This window comes from Streptomyces sp. NPDC097619 (assembly GCF_040302735.1).
In the GTDB taxonomy this organism is placed as follows: domain Bacteria; phylum Actinomycetota; class Actinomycetes; order Streptomycetales; family Streptomycetaceae; genus Streptomyces.
Genome location: NZ_JBEOSD010000046.1, coordinates 1 through 20,601, shown reverse-complemented (window position 1 = coordinate 20,601; position 20,601 = coordinate 1). Strand labels below are relative to the sequence as shown.

Annotated in this window: 19 protein-coding genes; 9 read left to right on the top strand and 10 right to left on the bottom strand. The window is 74.9% G+C overall.

Annotated features, from left to right (window positions below; genetic code table 11):
• Window positions 1-85 precede the first annotated feature (85 nt).
• From ABTZ17_RS15435 to ABTZ17_RS15420, 4 genes are all read right to left on the bottom strand, one after another.
• The gene (locus tag ABTZ17_RS15435; protein WP_352196105.1) at window positions 86-2,032 is read right to left on the bottom strand and encodes a carbamoyltransferase C-terminal domain-containing protein; all 1,947 of its coding nucleotides are present in this window, start codon (window positions 2,030-2,032) and stop codon (window positions 86-88) included.
• 188 nt (window positions 2,033-2,220) lie between these two features.
• Window positions 2,221-3,858 carry a radical SAM/SPASM domain-containing protein gene (locus ABTZ17_RS15430; RefSeq protein ID WP_352196104.1) on the bottom strand — a complete coding sequence of 546 codons (1,638 nt, stop codon included), beginning with the start codon at window positions 3,856-3,858 and terminating at the stop codon, window positions 2,221-2,223.
• Window positions 3,859-4,138: 280 nt separating this feature from the next.
• Window positions 4,139-4,306: a hypothetical protein gene (locus ABTZ17_RS15425; protein ID WP_352196103.1), complete on the bottom strand. Its 168-nt coding sequence runs from the start codon at window positions 4,304-4,306 to the stop codon at window positions 4,139-4,141.
• Between the two features lie 477 nt (window positions 4,307-4,783).
• The gene (locus tag ABTZ17_RS15420) at window positions 4,784-6,316 is read right to left on the bottom strand and encodes a DUF2252 domain-containing protein (RefSeq protein ID WP_352196102.1); all 1,533 of its coding nucleotides are present in this window, start codon (window positions 6,314-6,316) and stop codon (window positions 4,784-4,786) included.
• A 290-nt stretch (window positions 6,317-6,606) separates the two neighbouring features.
• Between ABTZ17_RS15420 and ABTZ17_RS15415 the strand changes: the two genes are divergently transcribed.
• Window positions 6,607-7,311: a nucleoside deaminase gene (locus ABTZ17_RS15415; RefSeq protein ID WP_352196101.1), complete on the top strand. Its 705-nt coding sequence runs from the start codon at window positions 6,607-6,609 to the stop codon at window positions 7,309-7,311.
• 105 nt (window positions 7,312-7,416) lie between these two features.
• Window positions 7,417-8,004: a putative immunity protein gene (locus tag ABTZ17_RS15410; protein WP_352196100.1), complete on the top strand. Its 588-nt coding sequence runs from the start codon at window positions 7,417-7,419 to the stop codon at window positions 8,002-8,004.
• A gap of 180 nt (window positions 8,005-8,184) precedes the next feature.
• Here the strand turns inward: ABTZ17_RS15410 and ABTZ17_RS15405 are convergent, their stop codons facing one another.
• Window positions 8,185-8,817: an FMN-dependent NADH-azoreductase gene (locus tag ABTZ17_RS15405; RefSeq protein ID WP_352196099.1), complete on the bottom strand. Its 633-nt coding sequence runs from the start codon at window positions 8,815-8,817 to the stop codon at window positions 8,185-8,187.
• Window positions 8,818-8,954: 137 nt separating this feature from the next.
• Here ABTZ17_RS15405 and ABTZ17_RS15400 point away from each other — a divergent pair, with 137 nt between their 5' ends.
• Window positions 8,955-9,569, top strand: coding sequence for a TetR/AcrR family transcriptional regulator (locus tag ABTZ17_RS15400; protein WP_352196098.1), 615 nt, complete (start codon window positions 8,955-8,957; stop codon window positions 9,567-9,569).
• A gap of 112 nt (window positions 9,570-9,681) precedes the next feature.
• Complete coding sequence (locus tag ABTZ17_RS15395) at window positions 9,682-10,278, top strand: hypothetical protein (protein ID WP_352196097.1); 597 nt, start codon at window positions 9,682-9,684, stop codon at window positions 10,276-10,278.
• A gap of 46 nt (window positions 10,279-10,324) precedes the next feature.
• On the opposite strand, the gene ABTZ17_RS15390 is transcribed toward ABTZ17_RS15395, so the two are convergent.
• Both ABTZ17_RS15390 and ABTZ17_RS15385 read right to left on the bottom strand, forming a co-directional pair.
• Window positions 10,325-11,284: an ADP-ribosylglycohydrolase family protein gene (locus ABTZ17_RS15390; protein WP_352196096.1), complete on the bottom strand. Its 960-nt coding sequence runs from the start codon at window positions 11,282-11,284 to the stop codon at window positions 10,325-10,327.
• Between the two features lie 100 nt (window positions 11,285-11,384).
• On the bottom strand, window positions 11,385-12,893 hold the full coding sequence (locus ABTZ17_RS15385) for a cryptochrome/photolyase family protein (RefSeq protein WP_352196139.1): 1,509 nt from the start codon (window positions 12,891-12,893) through the stop codon (window positions 11,385-11,387).
• Between the two features lie 379 nt (window positions 12,894-13,272).
• Here ABTZ17_RS15385 and ABTZ17_RS15380 point away from each other — a divergent pair, with 379 nt between their 5' ends.
• From ABTZ17_RS15380 to ABTZ17_RS15365, 4 genes are all read left to right on the top strand, one after another.
• A complete protein-coding gene (locus ABTZ17_RS15380; protein WP_352196095.1) occupies window positions 13,273-13,851 on the top strand; it encodes a hypothetical protein in 579 nt (192 codons plus the stop codon).
• A gap of 160 nt (window positions 13,852-14,011) precedes the next feature.
• Window positions 14,012-14,854 carry a DUF4097 family beta strand repeat-containing protein gene (locus ABTZ17_RS15375; protein ID WP_352196094.1) on the top strand — a complete coding sequence of 281 codons (843 nt, stop codon included), beginning with the start codon at window positions 14,012-14,014 and terminating at the stop codon, window positions 14,852-14,854.
• Window positions 14,855-15,026: 172 nt separating this feature from the next.
• On the top strand, window positions 15,027-16,103 hold the full coding sequence (locus ABTZ17_RS15370; protein ID WP_352196093.1) for an ATP-binding cassette domain-containing protein: 1,077 nt from the start codon (window positions 15,027-15,029) through the stop codon (window positions 16,101-16,103).
• Window positions 16,100-16,888, top strand: a complete 789-nt coding sequence (locus ABTZ17_RS15365; protein WP_352196092.1) for an ABC transporter permease — start codon at window positions 16,100-16,102, stop codon at window positions 16,886-16,888. Before ABTZ17_RS15370 ends, ABTZ17_RS15365 begins: the two co-directional genes overlap by 4 nt.
• 75 nt (window positions 16,889-16,963) lie before the next feature.
• Here ABTZ17_RS15365 and ABTZ17_RS15360 read toward each other — a convergent pair whose 3' ends face one another.
• The 3 genes from ABTZ17_RS15360 to ABTZ17_RS15350 form a co-directional block, all read right to left on the bottom strand.
• Complete coding sequence (locus ABTZ17_RS15360; RefSeq protein ID WP_352196138.1) at window positions 16,964-18,064, bottom strand: sensor histidine kinase; 1,101 nt, start codon at window positions 18,062-18,064, stop codon at window positions 16,964-16,966.
• 62 nt (window positions 18,065-18,126) lie between these two features.
• Window positions 18,127-18,834, bottom strand: coding sequence for a response regulator transcription factor (locus ABTZ17_RS15355; protein WP_352196091.1), 708 nt, complete (start codon window positions 18,832-18,834; stop codon window positions 18,127-18,129).
• Window positions 18,835-18,894: 60 nt separating this feature from the next.
• The gene (locus ABTZ17_RS15350; RefSeq protein WP_352196090.1) at window positions 18,895-19,623 is read right to left on the bottom strand and encodes a VanZ family protein; all 729 of its coding nucleotides are present in this window, start codon (window positions 19,621-19,623) and stop codon (window positions 18,895-18,897) included.
• A 151-nt stretch (window positions 19,624-19,774) separates the two neighbouring features.
• On the opposite strand from ABTZ17_RS15350, the gene ABTZ17_RS15345 reads away from it, so the two are divergent.
• On the top strand, window positions 19,775-20,548 hold the full coding sequence (locus ABTZ17_RS15345) for a hypothetical protein (protein WP_352196089.1): 774 nt from the start codon (window positions 19,775-19,777) through the stop codon (window positions 20,546-20,548).
• Window positions 20,549-20,601: the final 53 nt, after the last annotated feature.

The window sequence follows — 20,601 nt, the reverse complement described above, 5'->3', positions numbered from 1 at the left end:
GTGCACTCTCCTGGGGAACGGCGCCGGTACGGGAGGGGGCGGGCGGGCCGCCGGGGCGGGGTGCGGCGGGTGCGGCCGGCGGCCGTCACCCGAGGACCAGGCGGGCGCCGGGCAGGACGACGGCGTGCAGGGGGGTATCCGCCAGCAGGTCCAGGGCCTGGCCGAGGTCGTTGAGGATGGGCAGGCCGCCGCCGTTGGCGCTGGTGTTGATGAGGACGGGCAGCCCGGTTCGGGCGCCGACCGCGTGGCAGAGCCGGTGCAGCAGCGGGTGCGTGGCGGGGCGTACGGTCTGCAGGCGGGCGGTGCCGTCGATGTGGCGGGCCTCGGCGAGACGGTCGGCCTCCTCCTCCCGGACGCGTACGGCGAACAGCATGGTCTCGGTGTGGTCGAGGGGGCCGGTGAACCAGCGGTCGGCCAGTTCCTCGGGGCAGATCGGGGCCACGGGGCGGAACCATTCGCGGCGCTTGATGGTGCGGGAGACGTGGTGGCGGGCGCCGTTCCAGTGCGCGGACACCAGCAGGGAGCGGTGGCCGAGGGCCCGGGGCCCGGTCTCCATGCCGCCGTCGAGCCAGGCCACGCAGTGGTGGGCGGCGAGGAGGTCGGCGACGGCGTCGACGAATCGTTCGTCGTCGGGGAGCCGGCGGGCGGGGACGGCGCGGCGGCGGACGGGCTCGGGGAGGCTCTCGGTGCCGGTGCCGCGGAGCCCTTCGAGGGGCGGGCCGGCGTAGGCGAGGCGGGCCCAGGCGGAGCGGCCGGTGAGGGCGGGGCGGTCGGCGGGGTCGGCGACGGCGAGGGCCGCGCCGAGGGCGATGCCGGAGTCGTCGCAGCAGGTGGGCACGGACACCCGGGTGAAGCGGCCGGATTCGGCGAGCGCGGTGTTCGCGGTGATGTTGAGGGCGACGCCGCCCGCGTAGCAGAGGGTGCTGTAGCCGGGGAATCGACCGCTGATGCCGGTGACCAGGCGCAGGAGGTCGCGTTCCACGGCGTCCTGGAGGGTGGCGGCGAGGTCGCGGCAGATCCGGTCCTCGGGCGAGTCCCCGACGGGCACGGTGCGGCCGTCGGCGGTGCGGATCTCGTCGGGGAAGACGGACCCGAAGGAGTGGACCACGTCGTCGTCGGAGGAGTCGGCGAGGCCCGCGTCGAGGTAGCCGCCGCTCTCGGGTTCGTACTCCCACCAGGTGTCGGCGTAGCGGAGGGCCGATCCGATGAGCTGGTCCTCGTCGAGCCGTTCGTACAGGTCGGGTGAGGCCACGCGGGTAGTCTGCGGGACGAGCACGGCGCGCAGGACGGGCAGCAGGGCGGGGTCGGACTCGCCGGTCGCGGTGAGGCCGAGGAGTTTGCCGGTGTCGAACTGGCTGCCGTGGACGCGGCGGGCGAGGGCTTCGTAGACGAGGCCGAAGCGGGGGCCGGTGCGGTTGGTGAAGGACATGACGGGGGTGAGCTGGTCGCCGTCGCCGAGGCAGACCATGCCGCATTCGGCGTAGTTGCCGGTGCCGTCGAGGGCGAGGACGAGGGCCTTGCGGGCGCCGGAGGTGTAGTAGGCGAGGGCGCAGTGGGCGTAGTGGTGGCGGACGGCGTGCAGGGTGACCTCGCCGGCACCGGAAGCGGAGCGGGAAGCGGAGCGGGAAGCGGAGCCGGATGCGGGACCGGTGCCGGATGTTGTGCCGGTGCCGCCGAGGGCTTCGGCGAGGGGCCAGTCCACGGGTTTGATGACGCGGGTGACGGCGTCGGCGAGGCCGGTGCCGCCGATGGCCGTCCAGTGGGCGTCCTCGTTGACCAGCTCGACGAGGGCGGGCGGCAGCACTGCGCAGACCGGGGTGTACCAGTCGGCGACGGCGATCCGGGTGACGGGGCCGGTGGCGGCCTCGCGGAGTTCGGCGAGCCAGTCGGCGGCGGCGCGGGGGAAGCCCTCGTTGCCGCCGCACACGTGGCGGAGCCGGAGGCGGCGTTCGGCCTCGATGATCCGGTAGCCGTGCGCGTCGGTCAGTGCGGCGCCCGCGTCGTGGCCGAAGTGCATGCCGATCGTTGCCATGGAGCTGTCACCTTTTCCCTGCGGGCTGCGAACTGCGGGCTACGAGCTGCGAACTGCCGGCTACCGGGTTGCGGGATACGGGATGCGGGATGTGAAGTGCGGGGCTTCGGGCCGGGGTGGCGGTACAGGGTGCCGGTGGGCCGCCGGGGCCGTGGGTCCCGGCGACGGCCGTCGGTCCTCGGCTGAGGTCAGATGAGGGCGGTCAGGTACTGGGCGTGGTGGCGTTCGAGGAGGCCCTGGACGACCTCCCGCATGTAGGCGCAGTAGCCGGGCGACATGACCTGGATGGAGCCGTTCTCCTCCTCCAGGGCGCCGGCCGAGCCGCCGGAGCAGGTGCCCTGGAGTTCGCAGCCCTGGCAGCCGGGGCCGTTGGTGTAGGCCCGCATGCCGTAGTCCTGGTAGGCGGGGGAGGCGAAGACGCCCTTCCAGTCGTCGATGGTGCCGAGGGAGCGGGCGGTGGCCTTGCAGGCGAAGACGCTGCCGTTGGGCTCGATGGAGAGCTGTCGGCCGACGGCGGGACAGGTCTTGTAGTCGGCCTGTTCGGCCCACTTGGCCTCGTCGATGATCATCTGGAAGGTCTGGTACCAGTAGCCGCTGAGCTGGACCCCGCGCTCGCGGCCGTAGTCCACGGCGGCCAGGAGCTTCTGGGCCACGTCGTGGGGGCTGTGCTTCGCGAAGAACTCGTTGGCCTGGAAGGAGACGATGACGTCGAGGCCGGGGATGCCCGCCTCGGCGACGAAGTCGATGAGCGGGGTGCCCCACTTGTCCCAGGTGTACTGGGAGAGGACGGTGGTGATGCTGACGGGGACGCCGGCGGCCTTCATGTCGAGGATGGCCTTGCGGACCACCGGCCAGGGGGTGCGCTGCTGCTGTCCGCCGCGGAACTCCCCGGTCTCGGGCACCAGGTAGTCGATGGAGACGGTGGTGTCCACGCGGTGCCGGGCGAGGGCGGCGAGGAGTTCGTCGTCGATGCGGGAGCCGTTGCTGGTGAGGTCGTAGGAGAGGCTCACTCCGTCGTGGCGGTCTCCGAAGGTCCGCAGGACGTGCAGGATCGTGCCGCGGGCCAGGGTGGGTTCGCCGCCGAAGAAGGAGACGCTGAGGTGGCCGCCGCCGTTGGCCTTGCGGAGGGCGATGGCCTCCTTGATGGTCTTCTCGGCGACCTCGCGGGACATGTGCATGGAGGGGTTGCGGGTGGAGTCGGAGCCGTGGTTCCAGTCGCCGCTCGCGAGGGTGGGGCCGGAGTCCTGGCGGGGGGCGGGGACGGCGCCGTCCTCACGGCTGCGGCGGAGTTCGACGAGCACGGGGCCGGGTTTGACGGACTCGCCGGAGGTGTTCCGCTCCTCCACGCCGCCGTCGAAGTTGTAGGCGAAGCAGCCCTGGCAGGAGAAGTTGCAGGCGTTGGTGAGGACGAGCTGGATGGAGGAGTGGAAGACGCCGGTGGCCAGGACCTCCTGGCGGTCGGCGAGCAGTCCGTCGATCTCGCCGGCCTCGTCGTGGCCGGCGGCGACGAGGAAGCGGGCCTCGATGAGGTCCTGGAGGGACTCGTCGTCGAGGCGGGCGCGGAGGTCCTGTTCGCTGAGGCCCTTCGCCGCGTCCCGGAGCAGGGCGACGATGTCGCGGTCGACGATCCGGGCATTTCCGTAAAGGGAATGGAAGGCCATGGTGCGCTCTTCGGGGCCGCCGGGCCGTCCGGGCTCTCCGTCGCCGCCGGAGGTCGGGAAGTCCCCGAGGGATTCGAGGCGTCCTCCGAAAGACGTGAAATCACGATCTCCCGCGGTGCGCAGGGTACGGACGTAACGCGAGGACTGGTACACGGAATTCTGCATGCTGAAGAGTTCTCCCTGCGTCTCACGGCTTTCGGCACGGGCGTGCGCGGGCCTTTCCCGGGGCTTCCGCGGCCCGGTTCCGACGGGGCCGCGGAGGGGGTGCGGCTCGGGCGGCCGGGAGGCGGGGCGGGTCGGGCGGGCGCGGTACGGCGTGGCGGAAGGGGCGGGGGCTCCGTGCGGGGCCGCCCCGGCACGCGGGCCGAATCCCCGGGACAGGGGTCCGGCCCGCGCGAAGGCCCGGGTCCCGGCGGGTGGCCGGTCCCTGGGTCAGCCTCGGCGGTCAGGCGGAGGCGGACTCTTTCCGCGCCTCGGCGGGGGCCGTGTCGGCCACCGCCTCCTTGCGGACGGGCGTGATGGTCGGCGCGTTGCCCTTGTCCGGTGAAACGAACGCGCAGGGCCGCGACGACGCGGTCACCGGTGGCCGGGTGACCTTCTTGACTTCGGCCATGGGACCTCCTCCATTGCTTCCTTTGGTACGGACACAACGCGTTCCACTGAAGCAGAGGGCCCCGGGGCGGTTAAGACGTCATCCGGACACGCTCGATCGCGCGGTCGGTGACCTGACACAAAGCGCGGGCCTTAAATTTCTATTTCAACAGTATTTCGCGGAGCCGGATGCTTTCACCAGGCACTCTTCTTGATCGCAATTCCTTGCGGGGCGCATCGGCATTTCCCTGACCGCGCCGGACCCTCGCCCCCACCCGACCGATTTCGGCCACCCCGACCCCCGTGGCGCGAAGCCGTACGGCGATGACCTTGGCGTGACCCGACCGGCGCACTCCCCGCCGCGCGGGGCCGGCCGCCGCGCGGGGTGGGTACGCCCCCGGGGTCCCGCACGGACCGAACGGCGAGCGGGCCGGTGGGTGGGACGGCGAGCGGGCCGGTGGGTGGGACGGCGAGCGGGTCGGTGGGTGGGAGGCCGGGATCATCCGTCCGTGGTGGGGACCGTGCCCGCGCGGGCGGCTCTGGACAGGGCTTCGTAGTCCCGCTGGTTGAGGTCCGCGTACGCCTCGGCGAACTCGACGAGGGCGCGGGCGAAGGCGTCCGAGGTGCCCAGGTAGGCGGCCACGGCGACCGGGTCACCGGAGCGGGCGTGGCCGCGGGCCAGGGAGGCCCCACAGGCGCGCGCGAGGAGCCGCATGCCCTCGGGACGGACCTCCTCGGTGGGCAGCGAGCCCTTCCAGTCGTGGAGTTGACGGACGTAGAAGTCGCGGCCGCGGCCGTCGATGCCCGTGACCCGCTCCCAGCCGAGGAAGATGTCCCCCGCCGCCTGGATGAGCCGCTGGCCGGTCACCACCCGGCGGCCCTCGTTGCCGTAGCCCACGGGTCCGGTGAACGGGGCGAGGACGGACGGGCCCGCCTCCTTCGCCTGGAGGACCAGCGGGTCCTCCTCGTCGCGGCCGGTGAGCAGGATGATCCAGCAGCGGGTGCCGACGCTGCCGACCCCCACCACCTTGCGGGCCATGTCGGCGACCCGGTAGCGGGACAGCAGGTGGCGGCGTTCCGGGGAGAGGCTGTCGGCGTACCCGTCGAGGAGCCCCCGGAGCAGGGTCTGCTGGTCCGCGCCCCGGGAGGCGTCCAGCAGTTCCGAGACGGGGACGACCAGGGGCGGGTCGGGGACGAAGCGGAGCCGGCCGTCCACGCGGCGGGTGAGGCGGGCGGTGGCCCTCAGGTGGTCCTTGGTGCGGGCCTTGGCGACGAGCCGGTCGGTGCGGCGCCGGATCCGGTCCCCGCTCTGCGCGGCGATCACGCGCAGGCCCTCGGCGTCGTCCTGGGCGTACCAGACCTCCAGGACGCGCATGCCCGCGAACCGGCGCATCCGCTGCTGGTAGGCGGTGACGGCCTCGCGGACGGCGGCGGCGCGCTCGCGGGCCGGGAAGGAGTTCTCCCGGCCCGCGACGACGAGGCTCGCCGCCAGCCGCTTCAGGTCCCATTCGAAGGGGCCGGGGTGGGTCTCGTCGAAGTCGTTGACGTCGAAGACGAGGGAGCGCTCGGCGGAGGCGAACAGCCCGAAGTTCAGGACGTGCGCGTCCCCGCACAGCTGCACGGTGAGCCCGCTGTGGGGCGCGTTCCCCAGGTCGGCCGCCATGACCGCCGCCGCTCCCCGGTAGAAATGGAAGGGCGACTGGAGCATCCGGCCGTAGCGCAGGGGCACCAGGTCCGGCACCCGGGTCTCCGACTGGGCGCGGAGGACGGCGACGGGGTCGGCCCGGTCGGCCGCGAGGTCGAGGTGGGCGTGACCGGAGCGCGGCACCCGGCTCCGGGCGGCCTTCCCGTACGCGGCCCGCTCCCTCGGCGCGCCGCCGGGGAGCCCGTCGGCGGGCCCGAGCGGATCGCCGGTCCGGGAGGGGTCCGCGGGGCGGTCGCCGGGGTGATCGAGGGGGCGGTCGCGCGGGCGGTCGCGCGGTTGGTCGCCGGAGGGGTCGCCGGGGTGATCGTCGGGGCTGCTCGTCGTCACGGTGCCGCCTCCTCGTCTCCGGGCGCGGCGGCCGGGACGGATGCCCGCACCGGCCCCGGTACCCGGTACCCGCCCGGCGCCCGCACGGCCCGGCGCGACACCGCACCGCGCCACGACGGCAACGCCTCCGGGCCCGCCCTTCCATCGTCGGGTCGGCATTCCTTGATCGCCACGGGGAGGGGCCGTGCGGGGGCGGCGCGTGCGCGGGCGGGCCCGGGGCACGGCGGGCGGGCGGGCGCGAGGAACGGGGTGCCCGGCGCGTGCCGTCCGGGCCCCGTGACAATGACCCGATGACATCTGACGAGCGGGCGGCGGCGGAGTTCGACACGGCGTGGGGCGCGGCCCCCGAAGCGGTCCGGCGCGCCCTGACCCTCGCGTACGCGTCCCTGCGGGTGGGCGGCCTGGCGGTCGGCGCCGTCCTGACGGACCCCGCGGGCACGGTGCTCGCGGAGGGCCGCAACGAAGCCTACGAGGAGGGCCCCGGCAGCGGCCCGCTGACCGGTACGCCGTTGGCGCACGCCGAGCTGAACGCCCTCGGGGCCGCCCGCACGGGCTGGGACCTCGGCACCGCGGTGCTGTGGAGCACCCACGAGCCGTGCCCGATGTGCGCCGCGGCGTCCCGGTTCACGGGGGTGGGGCAGGTCCGGTACCTGGCGCCCGACCCGTGGGGCCTGTCGGCGGGCGTCACCGGCTCCGCGGGCGCCGGCGCGCCGACCGCCGGGGACCACTGGCTGCTCGCGGCGAACGTGATGTTCCTGCGGAGCGTGGCCCTGGCCCACGCCGACGAGCCCGGCGAGCCCCGGATCCTCGCCCACCACCGCACCGTCGAGCCGGAGACCACGGAGCTGCACGGGGCCGTCGCGCCGGGCAGGCCCGCACCGGACACCCCCGAAGCATGGTTCACCGGCTTCTGGCCCACCCTCGACGCCGCGGCCCGAGCCCGACGACACCGCCTGCGCGCCACCGGGGCCCCGCCCGCGAGCAGCACCGCCTGAAGCCCGCCGGGAGGATCCGGGGCCGCGTCCGTTCCCCGACCCGTCGGTGAGATCGCGTGCGGAGCACGGGGGCAGGGCCGGTGCCGGTGCCGGCAGGATCGGGGGATGAGTGGAGCCGGTGGAGTGCGTGGTGCGGGTGGGGACTTCGAGCTGACCGGGGACGAGCTGCGGGCCGTCGCCCGGTACGCGGTGGAGAGCGCCGAAGAGGTACTGCCCGTGTTCGAGGCCGCTGTGGCGGGGGATCCGCGGCCCCGGGCGGCGGTGGCCGCCGCATGGGAGTTCGCGCGGGGCGCCGACCGCACCCGCCTCCAGCGCGTCACCGCCCTGGAGGCGCACCGGGCCGCGAAGGAGGCCCCCACCGAGGCCGCCCGGCTCGCCGCGCGGGCCGCCGGGGACGCCGCGGCCGCCGCCTACCTGCACCCCCTGGCGCAGGCCACGCAGGTGGGCCACATCCTGCGGGCCGCGGCCTGTGCCGCCCGCGTGGCCGAGCTCGGCACGGGCGCGGCGGACCCCGGCGGGGCCGGGACCGGTGAGGATCCGGCCGCCGGTCTCGCCCACCTGGAAGCGGCCCGGCTCCGGGCCTCCCCCACGGTGGTCGCCGTACTCCGCCGCTACCCTCCGGCCCCGACCGGCCGCAACCGCCTCGCCGCCCTGATGTCCCACCTGGACACGGCCCTGCGCGCCGACGGCTGACGGGGGCGGGGCTGCCGGGGAGCGGACGGGCGCCGCCCCTCCGCTCCCCGGCTCCCGTCCGCCCCGGCCCCCGTCCGCCCCGGCCCCCCGTCCGCGTCGGCGGTCGGCGCGCGCCACCCGCGTGGGCGCACGCCGGAACGGTCGGGACGGGGCGGTCGCCGACAGCCCTCGTCCCGCCGCTCAGGGACGGACGAGGGTGCGGCCCGCCTCGCGGGCGTCCGTGAGGGCCCGGGCGTGGAGCGCGGCGGCCGGCTCCCGCAGGGCCGCGAGGGCCGGGGTGGTAGCGGCCAGGGTCAGTTCCCGCTGCACGTGGACGAGTTCGGCCTCCCACACGTCGGCGAGGATCCGCTTCAGATAGGGCGTGGAGTGGTCCCAGCCCTCCCTGGGGGTACCGGGACCGTAGCCGCCGCCGAGGGTCGTGACGAGCAGGGTCGGGATGCCCTTGAGGAGGGGCGTGGTGGGGCCGGCGGCCGCGATGACCAGGTCCACCCACGCCTTGAAGTGCTGGGACACCCCGAAGTTGTAGAGGGGTACGGCCAGGATCACGGCCTCGGCGCCGCGGAGTTCGTCGGCGAGGGACACGGCCAGGGCGTAGGCGTCGCGCTGGGCGTGGGTCCGGTCGGATTCGGGGGTGCCGGCGGCGGCGGTGGCCAGGGCCCAGGCGTCCGAGGGGAGGGGGTCCGTGCCGAGGTGGCGGCGCACGGACGGCAGGCCGGGGCGTGCGGCGGCCCACTCGGCCTCGGCGGTGTCGGCGATCTCCGCACCGGCGGATGCGGCGGGGAAGATGCTGGCGTCCAGTCGGAACAGGCTCATGTACGGGTCTCCTCGGTCAGGGCGTGCGGGCGGAGCAGGGCAGGGCGGTTCGGGGCGGCGTCCGCTCCGGGGCGCCTCCCTGCCCACGACTCTAAACGGACTTCACCCCGTTTAGTGTTGCGGGTAGGTTTCCTCCCGTGGATCTCCCTGTCGTTCCCCTCGGAAGGCCGCGCCCCGAGCGCGCCGACGCCGTGCGCAATCGCGAGCACCTCCTGGCCACCGTCCGCGAGATGCTCGCGGAACAGGGACCGGAGGCCGTCACCATGGACGGCCTCGCGGAACGGGCCGGGCTCGGCAAGGGGACCGTCTTCCGGCGCTTCGGCACCCGCGCCGGGATCTTCCGCGCGCTCCTGGACGCCGACGAGACGGAGTTCCAGCGGCGGGTACTGGAGGGGCCGCCACCCCTGGGGCCGGGCGCCGGACCCGAAGAACGCCTCACCGCCTTCGGACGGCACCGCATCGCGTTCCTGTTCGCCCACCACGCGGTGGCGCGGGCCGCCGTGGACCGCGGGCTGACGGTCCCGGCCGGGGAGGCCCCCTTCAGCCGCCAGCACATCCGCGTGCTGCTCGGCCTGGCCGTGCCCGACCTCCCCCACCTCGACCACCTCGCCGTACAGCTCTCCGCGGCGCTCGAAGGCCCGACCCTGCTCTACGTGGCCCTCCCCCGGACCCCCGCCGAGCCCCCCGAGGGCACGGCCGCCGCCTTCGCCGACACCTGGACGCACCTGGTGGAGCGCCTCCTGCGCCCCTGACCGGCCGGAAGGCGGTCCGGCACCGGAAGACATCCGGAAGGCAAGGGCCGACTGGCGACGCGGCAGGCGACAGGCGGCAGGGACACGCAGGGGCGGCGGACGGAGGGACCGGGTGGTGCGGGAGACGGGGGCCGGAGGGCTGCCGGGCGGATGGGCGACCTTCGTGGCCGAGGTACGGGCCCGGCCCGAGCGCTACTTCGGCGTGGACGGGGGCAGCGAGGAACTGCCGACGGAGGTGCTCCAGCGGGTGGTCCACGAGGCCCTGCACCGGGCGGACGGCACGCACCGGCGGATCGCCGTCGAGATCGCCGCCGACCTGGCCTTCACCGTGACCGACGACCGCCGCCACGCCCCCGGCCCACCGACCCGCCTCCTGCCCGGACCGGCCGCCGGGGCCGCCGCCGCGCTGAGCGTCCGGACGGTGGTCGAGGTGTGGGCGGACGGCCGCGGCCACCGCCGCGAGGCGAACGGGCCGCTCGCCCCCGCCCCCTGGCGGGAGTGCCCCGCCCCGCGCCCCCACGGCACCCGCCTGCACCTGGCGCTGGACCCGGACCGCCGCGCCCCCGGCGCGGCCCTGGCCTGGGCCCTGCTCCCGGTGGAACTCCACGACCCGACCTGCCCCACCCCCGCGACCTTCCCCCTCCACGACCTCCGCACCACCCACACCCCGGCCCCGACGAACCCCCCGGACCACCCCACCACGGGCTGACCACGAGGACCGGGCGCTGACCGCGGCCGGGGACCGTCCCGGCCGGTCAGGTGCCGGCGGATGCCGCGGCGGCGCCCCCGGCCGCGAGCGCGGCGGCCAGCCCGAGCAGGTCGGGCAGTCCGAGGACGCGGCCGCCCGAGTCGGGCAGCGGCACGTGCAGGGGCTCGGTCCAGCGGGTGGGTACGGCGTCCAGGCCGTAGCGGGCGCCCGCGAGTCCGCCCGTCACCGCGGCCACCGTGTCGGTGTCCCCGCCGAGGTCGATCGCCGCGCGGACGGCCTGCTCGTAGCAGGTGGTGGTGCGCAGCGCCCACACCGCCGAGCCCAGGCAGGGCCAGACGGCGCCGTTGAACTCGGTGGCCCGGTCCGGGTGCCAGTCGTCGGCGAGGACGGTGGCGTAGCGCTCCCGGTGATCGGGGCGGAGGCGGGCGAGTGCGGCGGGGAGCGCGGCGAGGGGATCGTCGCCGTCCAGGGCGGCGCGGATCAGCTCGTGGTAGAGGGCCGTGCCCTCCCAGGCCGCGCGATCGCCGTGGGTGAGGGCGGCGATCCGGCGGGCCGCGTCCATGGTGGCGGTCCGTCCGGCGGGCGCGAACCACACGGCGGAGGTGGTCGCTCGCATCAGGGAGCCGTTGCCGGCGGCGTGCCGGTTGACCTGGAAGTGGACGGCGGCGGCGAGGTCCCACGGTTGGCCGTTGGTGAGGACGTCCTCGGTCTGGAGGCCGATGTCCTTGGGGTCGGAGACCGCCCAACGCCGGAAGCGGGCGAAGACATCGGGCAGGTCGAGGCCGCCGTGTTCCAGCAGGGATTCCCCGACCAGCACGGCCATCTGCGTGTCGTCGGTGGCCTCCCCGGGGTCCCAGCCGCCGCCCCCGGCCATCTCCCCGCCGCCGCCCGGCGTGGGGAAACGGGCCGAGAAGGCTCCCGGAGGGCCGAACTCGAAGGGCCCGCCCAGGGCGTCCCCGACCGCCGACCCGACGATCGCGCCGGCCGCCCGCTGCATGCTGTCCACCGGCCGAGCGTATCCGTGGCGGGGCGGGGCGGGGCTGGGACGCGGGGTGGGCGGGGTCGGGCGGCGTCGCGTCGGGGACGTGGGTGGGGCCGGGGTGGGGTCAGGGTGGGGCGGTGGTGGTCGTGGCGTGGTGGGTGCGGAGGACTTCGTCGAGGTCGGCGAGGCGGTCGAGGCCCTGGACGGAACGGGCCATGCGGGGGTTCGTGGAGAGCCGGGCGCGGTGGCGGTCCAGGAAGGACCAGTAGCCGGTGGTGAAGGGGCAGGCGCGCTCGCCCGTGCGGTCCCCGGGGCGGTAGCGGCAGCCCGTGCAGAGGTCGCTCATCCGGTGCAGGTAGGCGCCGCCGGAGGTGTAGGGCTTGGTGGTCATCAGTCCACCGTCGGCGTACTGGGACATGCCGACGACGTTGGGCAGCATCACCCAGTCGTAGCCGTCCACGAAATTGCGGTGGAACCAGTCCGTGACCCGCTCCGGGTCCCAGCCGCGCTGGAGGGCGAGGCTGCCCAGGACCATGAGCCGGGGGATGTGGTGGGTCCAGCCGGTGTCGCGGACCTGGGCGAGGACGGTGGCGAGGCAGCGGGCGGTGACGGCGTCCGCGTCGAGGTCCTCGAACCAGTCCGGGAGCGGGGCGGTGTGGCGCAGGGCGTTGCGGTGCCGGTACTCCTCGCCGAAGTGCCAGTACAGGTGCCAGACGTACTCGCGCCAGCCGCAGACCTGGCGGACGAACCCTTCCGCGCTGTTGAGCGGCACCCGCCCGGCCCGCCATTCCGCCTCGGCGCGGCGGACGACCTCCAGCGGGTCGAGGAGGCCGAGGTTGAGGGAGGAGGACAGCAGGCTGTGGCTCATCACCGGGTCGGCGGCGAGCATGGCGTCCTCGTGCGCCCCGAATCCGGGCAGCCGGTGGGTGACGAACCGGTCCAGCGCGGCCAGGGCCTCGCGGCGGGTCGCGGGGAAGAGGCGGGGCCCGTCGCGGCCGGTGAAGGCGATCCCGTCCTCGCGTTCCCAGCGGTCCAGGTCGGCGCGGACCTCCTCGTCGATCGCGTCCTCGCGGGGCCGGTACGGGGCGGGGGCGCCGAGGGTGGCGCGGTCCCGGGGCGGGGGTTCGCGGTTGTCGTGGTCGAGGTTCCAGCGGCCGCCCGCCGGACCCTCCCCGTCCATGAGGATGCCGTGGGTGCGGCGGGTGTGCTCGTAGAAGTCCTCCTGGAGGAGCCGCCGACCGCCGCGGGCCGCCACCCAGTCCGCGAACTCCCGACGGCCGGTGACGAACCCCCGGGCCGGGTGGACGGTGACCTGCGGCAGGGCGTCGGTGAGGGCGAGCGCGGCCCGCGAGGTGGGGTGGTGCACCGAGACGGGCGCCTCGCCGACGGCCTCCGCCAGGCCCGCCCGGTAGGTCTCGGCCCGCACGTACCGGGCGCTGTCGCCGAGTTCGGCGGCCCGGTGCCGCATGGCGCTGAGCACGAGGTGCGCCTTGGCCCGGTGGAAGCGGCGCCGCCGGAACACCGCCTTGGACTCGATCAGCAGCCAGCGGGTGTTCCGGGGCGTACCGCCGTCGGCGGTGGCCGTGAAGTGCGGTCCGAGCTGGTCGCCGAACAGCCAGTGCACGGGGCTCATGCCCGCCATCCCATCAGCGTCCGGCGGGTACGCGGCCCAGGCGCGCCGCGCCGGGGCGACGGCGGGATCGGGGTGGCCCGTGCGTCGTCCGGGCGAGCAGCACTGCGGTGGCGCCACCATGTACCCGCCATGGCGCCACCCCGCGACCATGTGACACCCCTCGACACCGCATGGCGCCACATGGCGCCACATGGCGCCACATGGCGTCCGAGTGGCACCAAAGGGCGGGACCACAGACGCCCTCACGGCCTCGAAACCACATCTGGCGATCACTCAAGTGCGCCGTTTTCGCAGTTCAGAGCCAGCAAGCGCGCCTTCGAACCCAGAGCGGCGCCATTCACCCTTGCCAATGGCGCCATGATGGCGCCATGATGACGCCATGGACCTGACCCCGTATGTCGACACCCTCCACCGTGAACTCGCGGTGGCCGCCGAGGCCGGAGGCGAGGACGCGCGCAGGCTGGCCGAGCGGCTGACGGCTCCCCTGGAGTCCGCCACCCGCCTGACCCTGCTGAACGTGCTCTCCGCCGCCATGGACGAGATCACCCGCGACCTCGCCCCCGGATCGGTCGACGTACGGCTGCGCGGGCTGGAGCCCGATTTCGTCGTGACGCTGCCGCCCACCGAGGGCCGCGCCCCGGCGGGCACCGACGCTCCGCCCCATCCCCTCGCGGTCCCCGCGGACCTCCCGGGTCCGGGTCCGGGTCCGGTTCCGGCCGGCGGCCCGGCACCGGCAGACGGGGAGGACGGCGGCACCGCGCGGGTCAACCTGCGCCTGCCCGCCCACCTCAAGGCCCGCGCCGAGGAGGCCGCCGGACGCGAGGGCCTGTCGGTCAACGCCTGGCTGACGCGGGCCGTCGCGGCGGCTCTGGAAGGGGGCGGGGCCCGACCGCACACGACGGAACGCGCCCCGGGCACCCCGCACGTCGGCCAGAGCATCACCGGCTGGGTGCGCTGACCCCGCCCCGCACGACGCTCCGGCACCCCATCACCGAGGCCACACCGGACCGCACCGCACCGCACCCTGCGGAGCGACCCCCGCCCGTCCCGGAAACCGGGGCGACCCACCGAACACGATCCACGAACCAGGACCCACGACCCAGGAGGACGGGACAGCCATGCCTTCTTACGACTCCCCCGCACCCATCGCGGCCACCGCCCGCGTCGACGCCGGTTCCCTCCACTTCAGCGCGACGGACCGCGCCGACACCAGCGTGGAAGTGCGCCCCCGCGACCCGGAGAAGGACCTGGACGTGCGGACCGCCGCCCAGACCGAGGTCAGCTACGCGAACGGCGCCCTGACGGTACGGACCCCCAAGCCCGGCCTCTTCGGCCGGACCGGCACCGTGGACGTGACGATCGGGCTGCCCACCGGCTCCCGCCTGGACGTCACCGGCGCCTGGGCGCAGGTGCTCGGCTCCGGCCGGTTCGGCGAGGTCCGCGTGAAGACCTCCGCGGGTGACGTGCGACTGGACACCACCGGCCCGCTGAAGCTGACGGCCTCGCACGGCTCCGTCACCGTGGACCGGGTCGAGGGCACGGCCGAGATCACCACCAGCTCGGGCAGCGTCCGCGTCGGCCTGATCGACGGGACCGGCGTGCTGAAGAACTCGCACGGCAGCACGACCGTCGGCGCCGCGACCGGGGAACTGCGGGTCAGCGGGGCCAACGGCGACATCGACGTCCTGCGCGCCGAGGACTCGGTCACCGCCACCACCGCCCACGGGACCCTGCGGCTCGGGGACGTGGCGCGCGGCACCGCGCAGCTGGAGACCTCGTACGGGTCCATCGAGATCGGAGTCCGCGCCGGTACGGCCGCCTGGCTCGACGTCAGGTCGGACAACGGTCACGTACGGAACGGGCTCGCCTCGGCCGAGGGGCCGGAGGAGAGCGAGGAGACCGTGAAGGTCCGGGCGCGCACGCGCTACGGGAACGTCGAGGTCCTCCGCGCCAAGTCCTGACCCGCCGCCCACCCGCCCCGCAGCGGACCGGCGGCGGAACTGCGGGGCCGGACAGGGGCGGGGTCCTCGGGGAGTGCCCCGACCCTCACCCTCAACCTCTCCTTGAGATCGAGACTGTGCGTCCGATCGAAGTCGAGACTTCTCTTCCCTTCAGCCTCTGAACGGAGGGCACATGCCCAGTTCTGTCATGCCCACATCACATCGCGAAGACGGGAGCGCCACGCCCCCGGTCGCCGTCAGCGCCACGGGGCTGCGCAAGTCCTACGGGTACCGCGTCGTCCTCGACGGCATCGACCTGCACATCCCGGCCGGATCCGTCTTCGCCCTGCTCGGCCCGAACGGCGCCGGCAAGACCACCGCGGTGAAGATCCTCTCCACGCTCGTCTCGGCCGACGGCGGCCGGGCGCAGGTGGCCGGCCACGACCTCGCGGCCGCCCCGCAGTCCGTCCGCGCCGCCATCGGGGTCACCGGACAGTTCTCCGCCGTGGACGGGCTCATCACCGGCACGGAGAACATGCTCCTGATGGCCGACCTGCACCGGCTCCCGAAGGCCGAGGGCCGGCGCACGGCCGCCGAACTCCTGGCCCGCTTCGACCTCACCGAGGCCGCGGACAAGCCCGCCGCCACCTACTCGGGCGGCATGAAGCGGCGGCTGGACATCGCCATGACACTGGTCGGCGGGCCGCGGATCATCTTCCTCGACGAGCCCACCACCGGGCTGGACCCGCGTTCCCGGCACAACATGTGGCGGATCATCCGGGAGCTGGTCGCGGACGGGGTCACCGTCTTCCTCACCACCCAGTACCTGGAAGAGGCCGACCAGCTCGCCGATCGAATCGCCGTGCTGCACGACGGCCGGATCGCCGCCGAGGGGACCGCGGAGGAGCTGAAGCGGCTCGTCCCGGGCGGGCACGTCAGCCTCCGCTTCGCCGATCCGGCCGCCTACCGGGCCGCCTCCGAGGCCCTGCGGCCCCGGGAGATCACCCGCGACGAGGAGGCGCTGACGCTGCGGATCCCCAGCGACGGCAGCCAACGCGAACTGCGCGCCCTCCTCGACTGGCTGGACGCGGCGGGCGTGGAGGCGGACGAACTGACCGTGCACACCCCCGACCTCGACGACGTCTTCTTCGCCCTGACCGCCACCACCGGCCCCACCGCCGGCACGACCCCCACCACCCCCACCGCCGCCACGACCAGCCCCGCCGGCGCGTCCGCCGCCCGCCCCTCCTCCGAGGAGTCCGCCCGATGAGTTCCCTGTCCCTCGCCGTCCGCGACTCGTCCACGATGCTGCGCCGCAACCTGCTGCACGCCCGGCGCTACCCGTCGATGACGCTCAATCTCCTCCTGACCCCGGTGATGCTCCTGCTCCTCTTCGTCTACGTCTTCGGCGACGTGATGAGCGCGGGCCTCGGCGGGGGCGCGGACCGGGCCCGCTACCTCGCCTACCTGGTGCCGGGCATCCTGCTCATGACCATCGGCGGGACCGTGGTCGGCACGGCGGTCTCCGTCTCCAACGACATGACCGAGGGGATCATCGCCCGCTTCCGCACCATGGCCATCCACCGCGGCGCCGTGATCATCGGCCATGTGGCGGGCAGCGTGCTGCAGTCCGTCCTCAGCGTGCTGCTCGTCGGCGCGGTGGGCGTGGCCATCGGCTTCCGTTCCTCCGACGCGACGGCTCTGGAATGGCTGGCCGCCTTCGGTCTGCTGGTGCTCTTCGCGACGGCCCTGACCTGGATCGCGGTGGGCATGGGGCTGGTCAGCCCCAACGCCGAGGCGGCCAGCAACAACGCCCTGCCGATGATCATGCTGCCGTTGCTGTCCAGCGCGTTCGTCCCGGTGGACGCGATGCCGGGCTGGTTCCGGCCGGTCGCCGAGTACCAGCCCTTCACCCCGGCGATCGAGACGCTGCGCGGACTGCTCCTCGGCACGGAGATCGGCCACAACGGCTGGTTGGCGGTCGCCTGGTGCCTGGCCCTCACCGTCCTCGGGTACCGCTGGTCCCGCGCGGTCTACAACCGCGACCAGAAGTAGCGCCCGTACCGGCCACCCGTACCGGCTCCCTGCGGACCGGAGGCGGCACGGCCCACGCGGTGCACGGCCCACGCGTCACGCCCCGTGCACCGCGTCCTTCGACGGAAGCGGCAGCAGGACCGTGACGCGGAGGCCGCCTCCGGGGCGGGCCCTCAGGTCGAGGGTGCCGCCGTGGGCCCGTGCCACGCCGTGCGCGAGGGCCAGTCCGAGACCCGCGCCGGCGTGCTCGTCGCTCCGGACCCGCCCGGCACCGCGCCGGAACGGTTCGGTGAGGGTGGGCAGCAGGTCCGGTGGCACCGGCGGCCCGGTGTTCTCCACCCGCAGCAGCGCTCCCCCGCTCCGCCCCGCACCGGGGCGGAGCGTCTCCGTGTGCACCGTCACGGTGCCGCCGGAGGGGAGGTTGTGCACCACCGCGTTCTGGACCAGGTTCGCCACCATCCTGAGCAGCAGCTCCGGCGAACCGCCCGTGGGGGCCCCCGAACCGGTCACGTCGAGGGTGGTCCCGCGCCGTTCGGCCAGGGGCAGCAGCTCCTCGGTGGCCTCCTCGGCGAGGAGCGACAGGTCCACCTCCTCCCGGACGAAGCTCCCGCTGTCGCTGCGGGCGAGCAGCAGCAGCGCCTCCGTGAGCCCGGTCGCCCGCGCGTTCACGGTCCGCAGGCGGGCGAGCAGTTCCTCCCGGTCGTACGACGGATCCCGGGCGGCCAGGTCGAGCAGCGACTGCGTGACGGCCAGCGGGGTGCGCAGCTCGTGGGAGGCGTTGGCGGCGAAGCGCCGTTGCTCGGCCACGTGGGACTCCAGCCGTCCGAGCATGCCGTCGAAGGCGTCGGCCAGCTCCCGGAACTCGTCGTGGCGGCCGGTCAGCCCGATCCGCCGGGACAGGTCGGCCCCTCCGGCCGTCCGGGCCACGGCGGTGATCCGGCCGAGCGGTGCCAGCATCCGGCCCGCCAGGAACCAGCCCCCGACCAGGCCGAACACCAGCAGCCCCGCCATCGCCACGGCGGCGGCCGGGAAGAAGATCCGGACGAGCAGCCAGCGGTTCGGCGCCACCCCCAGCAGCCCTTGGTCGTTGTCGGGCACGTACCGCAGCAGGTAGAGCCACACCACGACCAGCAGCAGCGCCCCCGCGAGCGCGAGGAACCCGGCGTAGCTGAGGGTCAGCTTGAGCCGGACGCTCATCCCGCGGCGGCGCGCGGGATCCGGCGGCACGGCCCCTGTCCTGGTGCCGGTGCCCGCGGAAGTCATCGGGCGGCGCCCGTCCCCGCACCAGCGCTGCCACCCCCGTCGCCGCCGGTGTCGATGCGGTAGCCGACGCCGGGCACCGTGGCGATCGCCCACGGTTCGCCGAGTCGTTTGCGCAGGGCGGACACGGTGATGCGGACCGCGTTGGTGAAGGGGTCGGCGTTCTCGTCCCAGGCCCGGGCGAGCAGGTCCTCCGCGCTGACGACCCCGCCCTCGGCCGCCACCAGCACCTCCAGCACCGCGAACTGCTTGCGCGTCAGCGCCACGTACCGGCCGTCGCGGAACACCTCCCTGCGGAACGGGTCCACCCGCAGGCCCGCGATCTCGCGCACCGGGGGTCGGGAGTGCCCGCGCCTGCGGTCGAGGGCCCGCAGCCTCAGCACGAGTTCGCGCAGCTCGAAGGGTTTGGTGAGGTAGTCGTCGGCGCCGAGGGCGAACCCGGACTCCTTGTCGTCGATCCGGTCGGCGGCGGTGAGCATCAGGATCGGGATGCCGCTGCCGGAGGCCACGATGCGGCGGGCCACCTCGTCGCCGGACGGGCCCGGGACGTCCCGGTCGAGGACCGCGAGGTCGTACGCGTGCAGGTCGAGCAGCTCCAGGGCGGTGTCGCCGTCGCCGGCGATGTCGGCGGCGATGGCCTCCAGCCGGAGCCCGTCCCGGACGGCCTCGGCGAGGTAGGGCTCGTCCTCAAGGATCAGTACGCGCATGGTGGCAGCCTAGGGAGTGCGGCGTTCCGGTGCCCGGATGGGTCGGCCCGGTCGGGGCGGTCACGGCTGTGCCGGGGTGGGGCGGGCGGAGGGCGGGGCGGGGGTCGGGTCCAGGGGGGCTTCGTGGGCGTGGCGCCACCAGCGGTGGGAGGCCAGGGCCGCCAGGGCGGCGCCGCTCGCGTTGAGGAGGACGTCGTCCACCGATGACACCCGGTCCAGCTTCAGCACGTACTGCGCGGTCTCGACCAGGACCGAGCACCCCGCCCCGAGCGCCAGGACCCTGGGTACGGAGGCGAGGGCGGTCCAGCGGACCGGGGCGAAGAACCCGAGGGCGGCGAAGACGAGCAGGTTCCCGACGATGCCCAGCGGGCCCATCACGAGCAGGTCGCGCAGCGGCACCAGGCTGGTCCGGCCGGGCACCACGCCGGCCCCGGCGCCGGGCATCAGGATCAGCCACACGAACGGGACCGTCCCGTGCACCATCCCCACCTCGGCCAGCGAGCGCCGCCACGCGGAGACCCGGTCGACCCCCGCCGCCCGCCGCCGGGAGGCGAGGCCGGCGGCCACGAGCAGACCGACCGGGACCAGCAGGAGCGTCATCAGCACCACGCCGTTGAAGGTGTCCCCGCAGCCGTGCCACCGCCCCGCGAAGCACACCGGGGCCGCCATCAGCAGCATCCGGCGCAGCGGGAAGAGCACCCCGGCGAGCCCCGCGAGGACCAGAACGGGGACGAGGAGGGCGCGCGGGGGACGGGACGGCCCGGCGGGCACGACGGTTCGCTTCACCATCCCCCCAGGGAACGCCCCCGCCCGTTGCGCCGGCGTATCCGGTTTTCGATATGCCGACGATACGTTCCCCCGCCGCCGGAACGGGCAGGAATCCAGCGGCGTCGACGGGAGGACGCCGGGGCCGGAGCGGTGCGCGGCGAAGGGGGATCCCATGAGAACGGCGAAGGGCGGACGCGGCGGGAACGGCGCGTTGAAGGCGGTGCCGTTGCTGACGGTGCTGCTGCTCGCGAGCTGTCCGGCCGGGGGCACCGCACCGGTCGACCGGCCGGGTGCGGGCTCCGGCTCCGCGCCTGCCTCGGATTCGGGTGGCGGCGGGCAGGGGTCCGCGACCGAAGTCCCCTGGCGGGAGGCCGCCCCGCTGTCCCCCGCGGAGTCGAAGCGAAGCCTGCCGGCCGCCGGGGAACTGCCCGCGGGGACGCGGATCGAGGCCGTGGCACGGGATCCTTCGGCGCTGTCCGCGAGCCGTGCGGCCGTCGAGCGGATCTCCGCGGCCTCGCCTGGATGCGCGCCCCTGGCCGCCGCCGTGCTCGTCCATCCGCTCGTGGACGAGGCGTCCGTCCACGTCACGGCGGAGACGAAGCTGCACGTCAGCGCGGGCGCCCTGAGCCCCGGGGCGGGCCGGGCCGCGTTCGCGGGACTGGCCCGTGCCGTCCACGGCGGCTGCCCCGTCCCCGTCGTTCCCACGCCCGAGGGCGATGCCACCTACACGGTGCGGCCGGTGCCGTTCTCCGCCGTGGAGGCCCCCGTCGTGGCCTTCCTCCTCGACGCGACCTGGGGCACGGGCGGGGAGCGGTGGACGGCCGTGTACGCGGCGGTGGGGGACAACCGCCTGCTCTTCCACACGTACGACGACATCGCCGCCTCCCCCACCGTGCCCGAGCAGCACGTCAGGGCACAGCTCCGGAAGTCGACGGCGGACCGCTGACCCGCGAGCCGGTGCGGGGCGGACCGATCCGGTCCGGACGGACGACGACCGCC

What these genes read in the sequence shown, in the direction of transcription:
- ABTZ17_RS15350 (WP_352196090.1), bottom strand. Translation starts at nt 19,623, where the DNA reads ATGGTGAAGCGAACCGTCGTGCCCGCCGGGCCGTCCCGTCCCCCGCGC.
- ABTZ17_RS15430 (WP_352196104.1), bottom strand. Translation starts at nt 3,858, where the DNA reads ATGCAGAATTCCGTGTACCAGTCCTCGCGTTACGTCCGTACCCTGCGC.
- ABTZ17_RS15355 (WP_352196091.1), bottom strand. Translation starts at nt 18,834, where the DNA reads ATGCGCGTACTGATCCTTGAGGACGAGCCCTACCTCGCCGAGGCCGTC.
- ABTZ17_RS15415 (WP_352196101.1), top strand. Translation starts at nt 6,607, where the DNA reads ATGACATCTGACGAGCGGGCGGCGGCGGAGTTCGACACGGCGTGGGGC.
- ABTZ17_RS15385 (WP_352196139.1), bottom strand. Translation starts at nt 12,893, where the DNA reads ATGAGCCCCGTGCACTGGCTGTTCGGCGACCAGCTCGGACCGCACTTC.
- ABTZ17_RS15410 (WP_352196100.1), top strand. Translation starts at nt 7,417, where the DNA reads ATGAGTGGAGCCGGTGGAGTGCGTGGTGCGGGTGGGGACTTCGAGCTG.
- ABTZ17_RS15380 (WP_352196095.1), top strand. Translation starts at nt 13,273, where the DNA reads ATGGACCTGACCCCGTATGTCGACACCCTCCACCGTGAACTCGCGGTG.
- ABTZ17_RS15365 (WP_352196092.1), top strand. Translation starts at nt 16,100, where the DNA reads ATGAGTTCCCTGTCCCTCGCCGTCCGCGACTCGTCCACGATGCTGCGC.
- ABTZ17_RS15370 (WP_352196093.1), top strand. Translation starts at nt 15,027, where the DNA reads ATGCCCAGTTCTGTCATGCCCACATCACATCGCGAAGACGGGAGCGCC.
- ABTZ17_RS15405 (WP_352196099.1), bottom strand. Translation starts at nt 8,817, where the DNA reads ATGAGCCTGTTCCGACTGGACGCCAGCATCTTCCCCGCCGCATCCGCC.
- ABTZ17_RS15425 (WP_352196103.1), bottom strand. Translation starts at nt 4,306, where the DNA reads ATGGCCGAAGTCAAGAAGGTCACCCGGCCACCGGTGACCGCGTCGTCG.
- ABTZ17_RS15435 (WP_352196105.1), bottom strand. Translation starts at nt 2,032, where the DNA reads ATGGCAACGATCGGCATGCACTTCGGCCACGACGCGGGCGCCGCACTG.
- ABTZ17_RS15345 (WP_352196089.1), top strand. Translation starts at nt 19,775, where the DNA reads ATGAGAACGGCGAAGGGCGGACGCGGCGGGAACGGCGCGTTGAAGGCG.
- ABTZ17_RS15375 (WP_352196094.1), top strand. Translation starts at nt 14,012, where the DNA reads ATGCCTTCTTACGACTCCCCCGCACCCATCGCGGCCACCGCCCGCGTC.
- ABTZ17_RS15360 (WP_352196138.1), bottom strand. Translation starts at nt 18,064, where the DNA reads ATGAGCGTCCGGCTCAAGCTGACCCTCAGCTACGCCGGGTTCCTCGCG.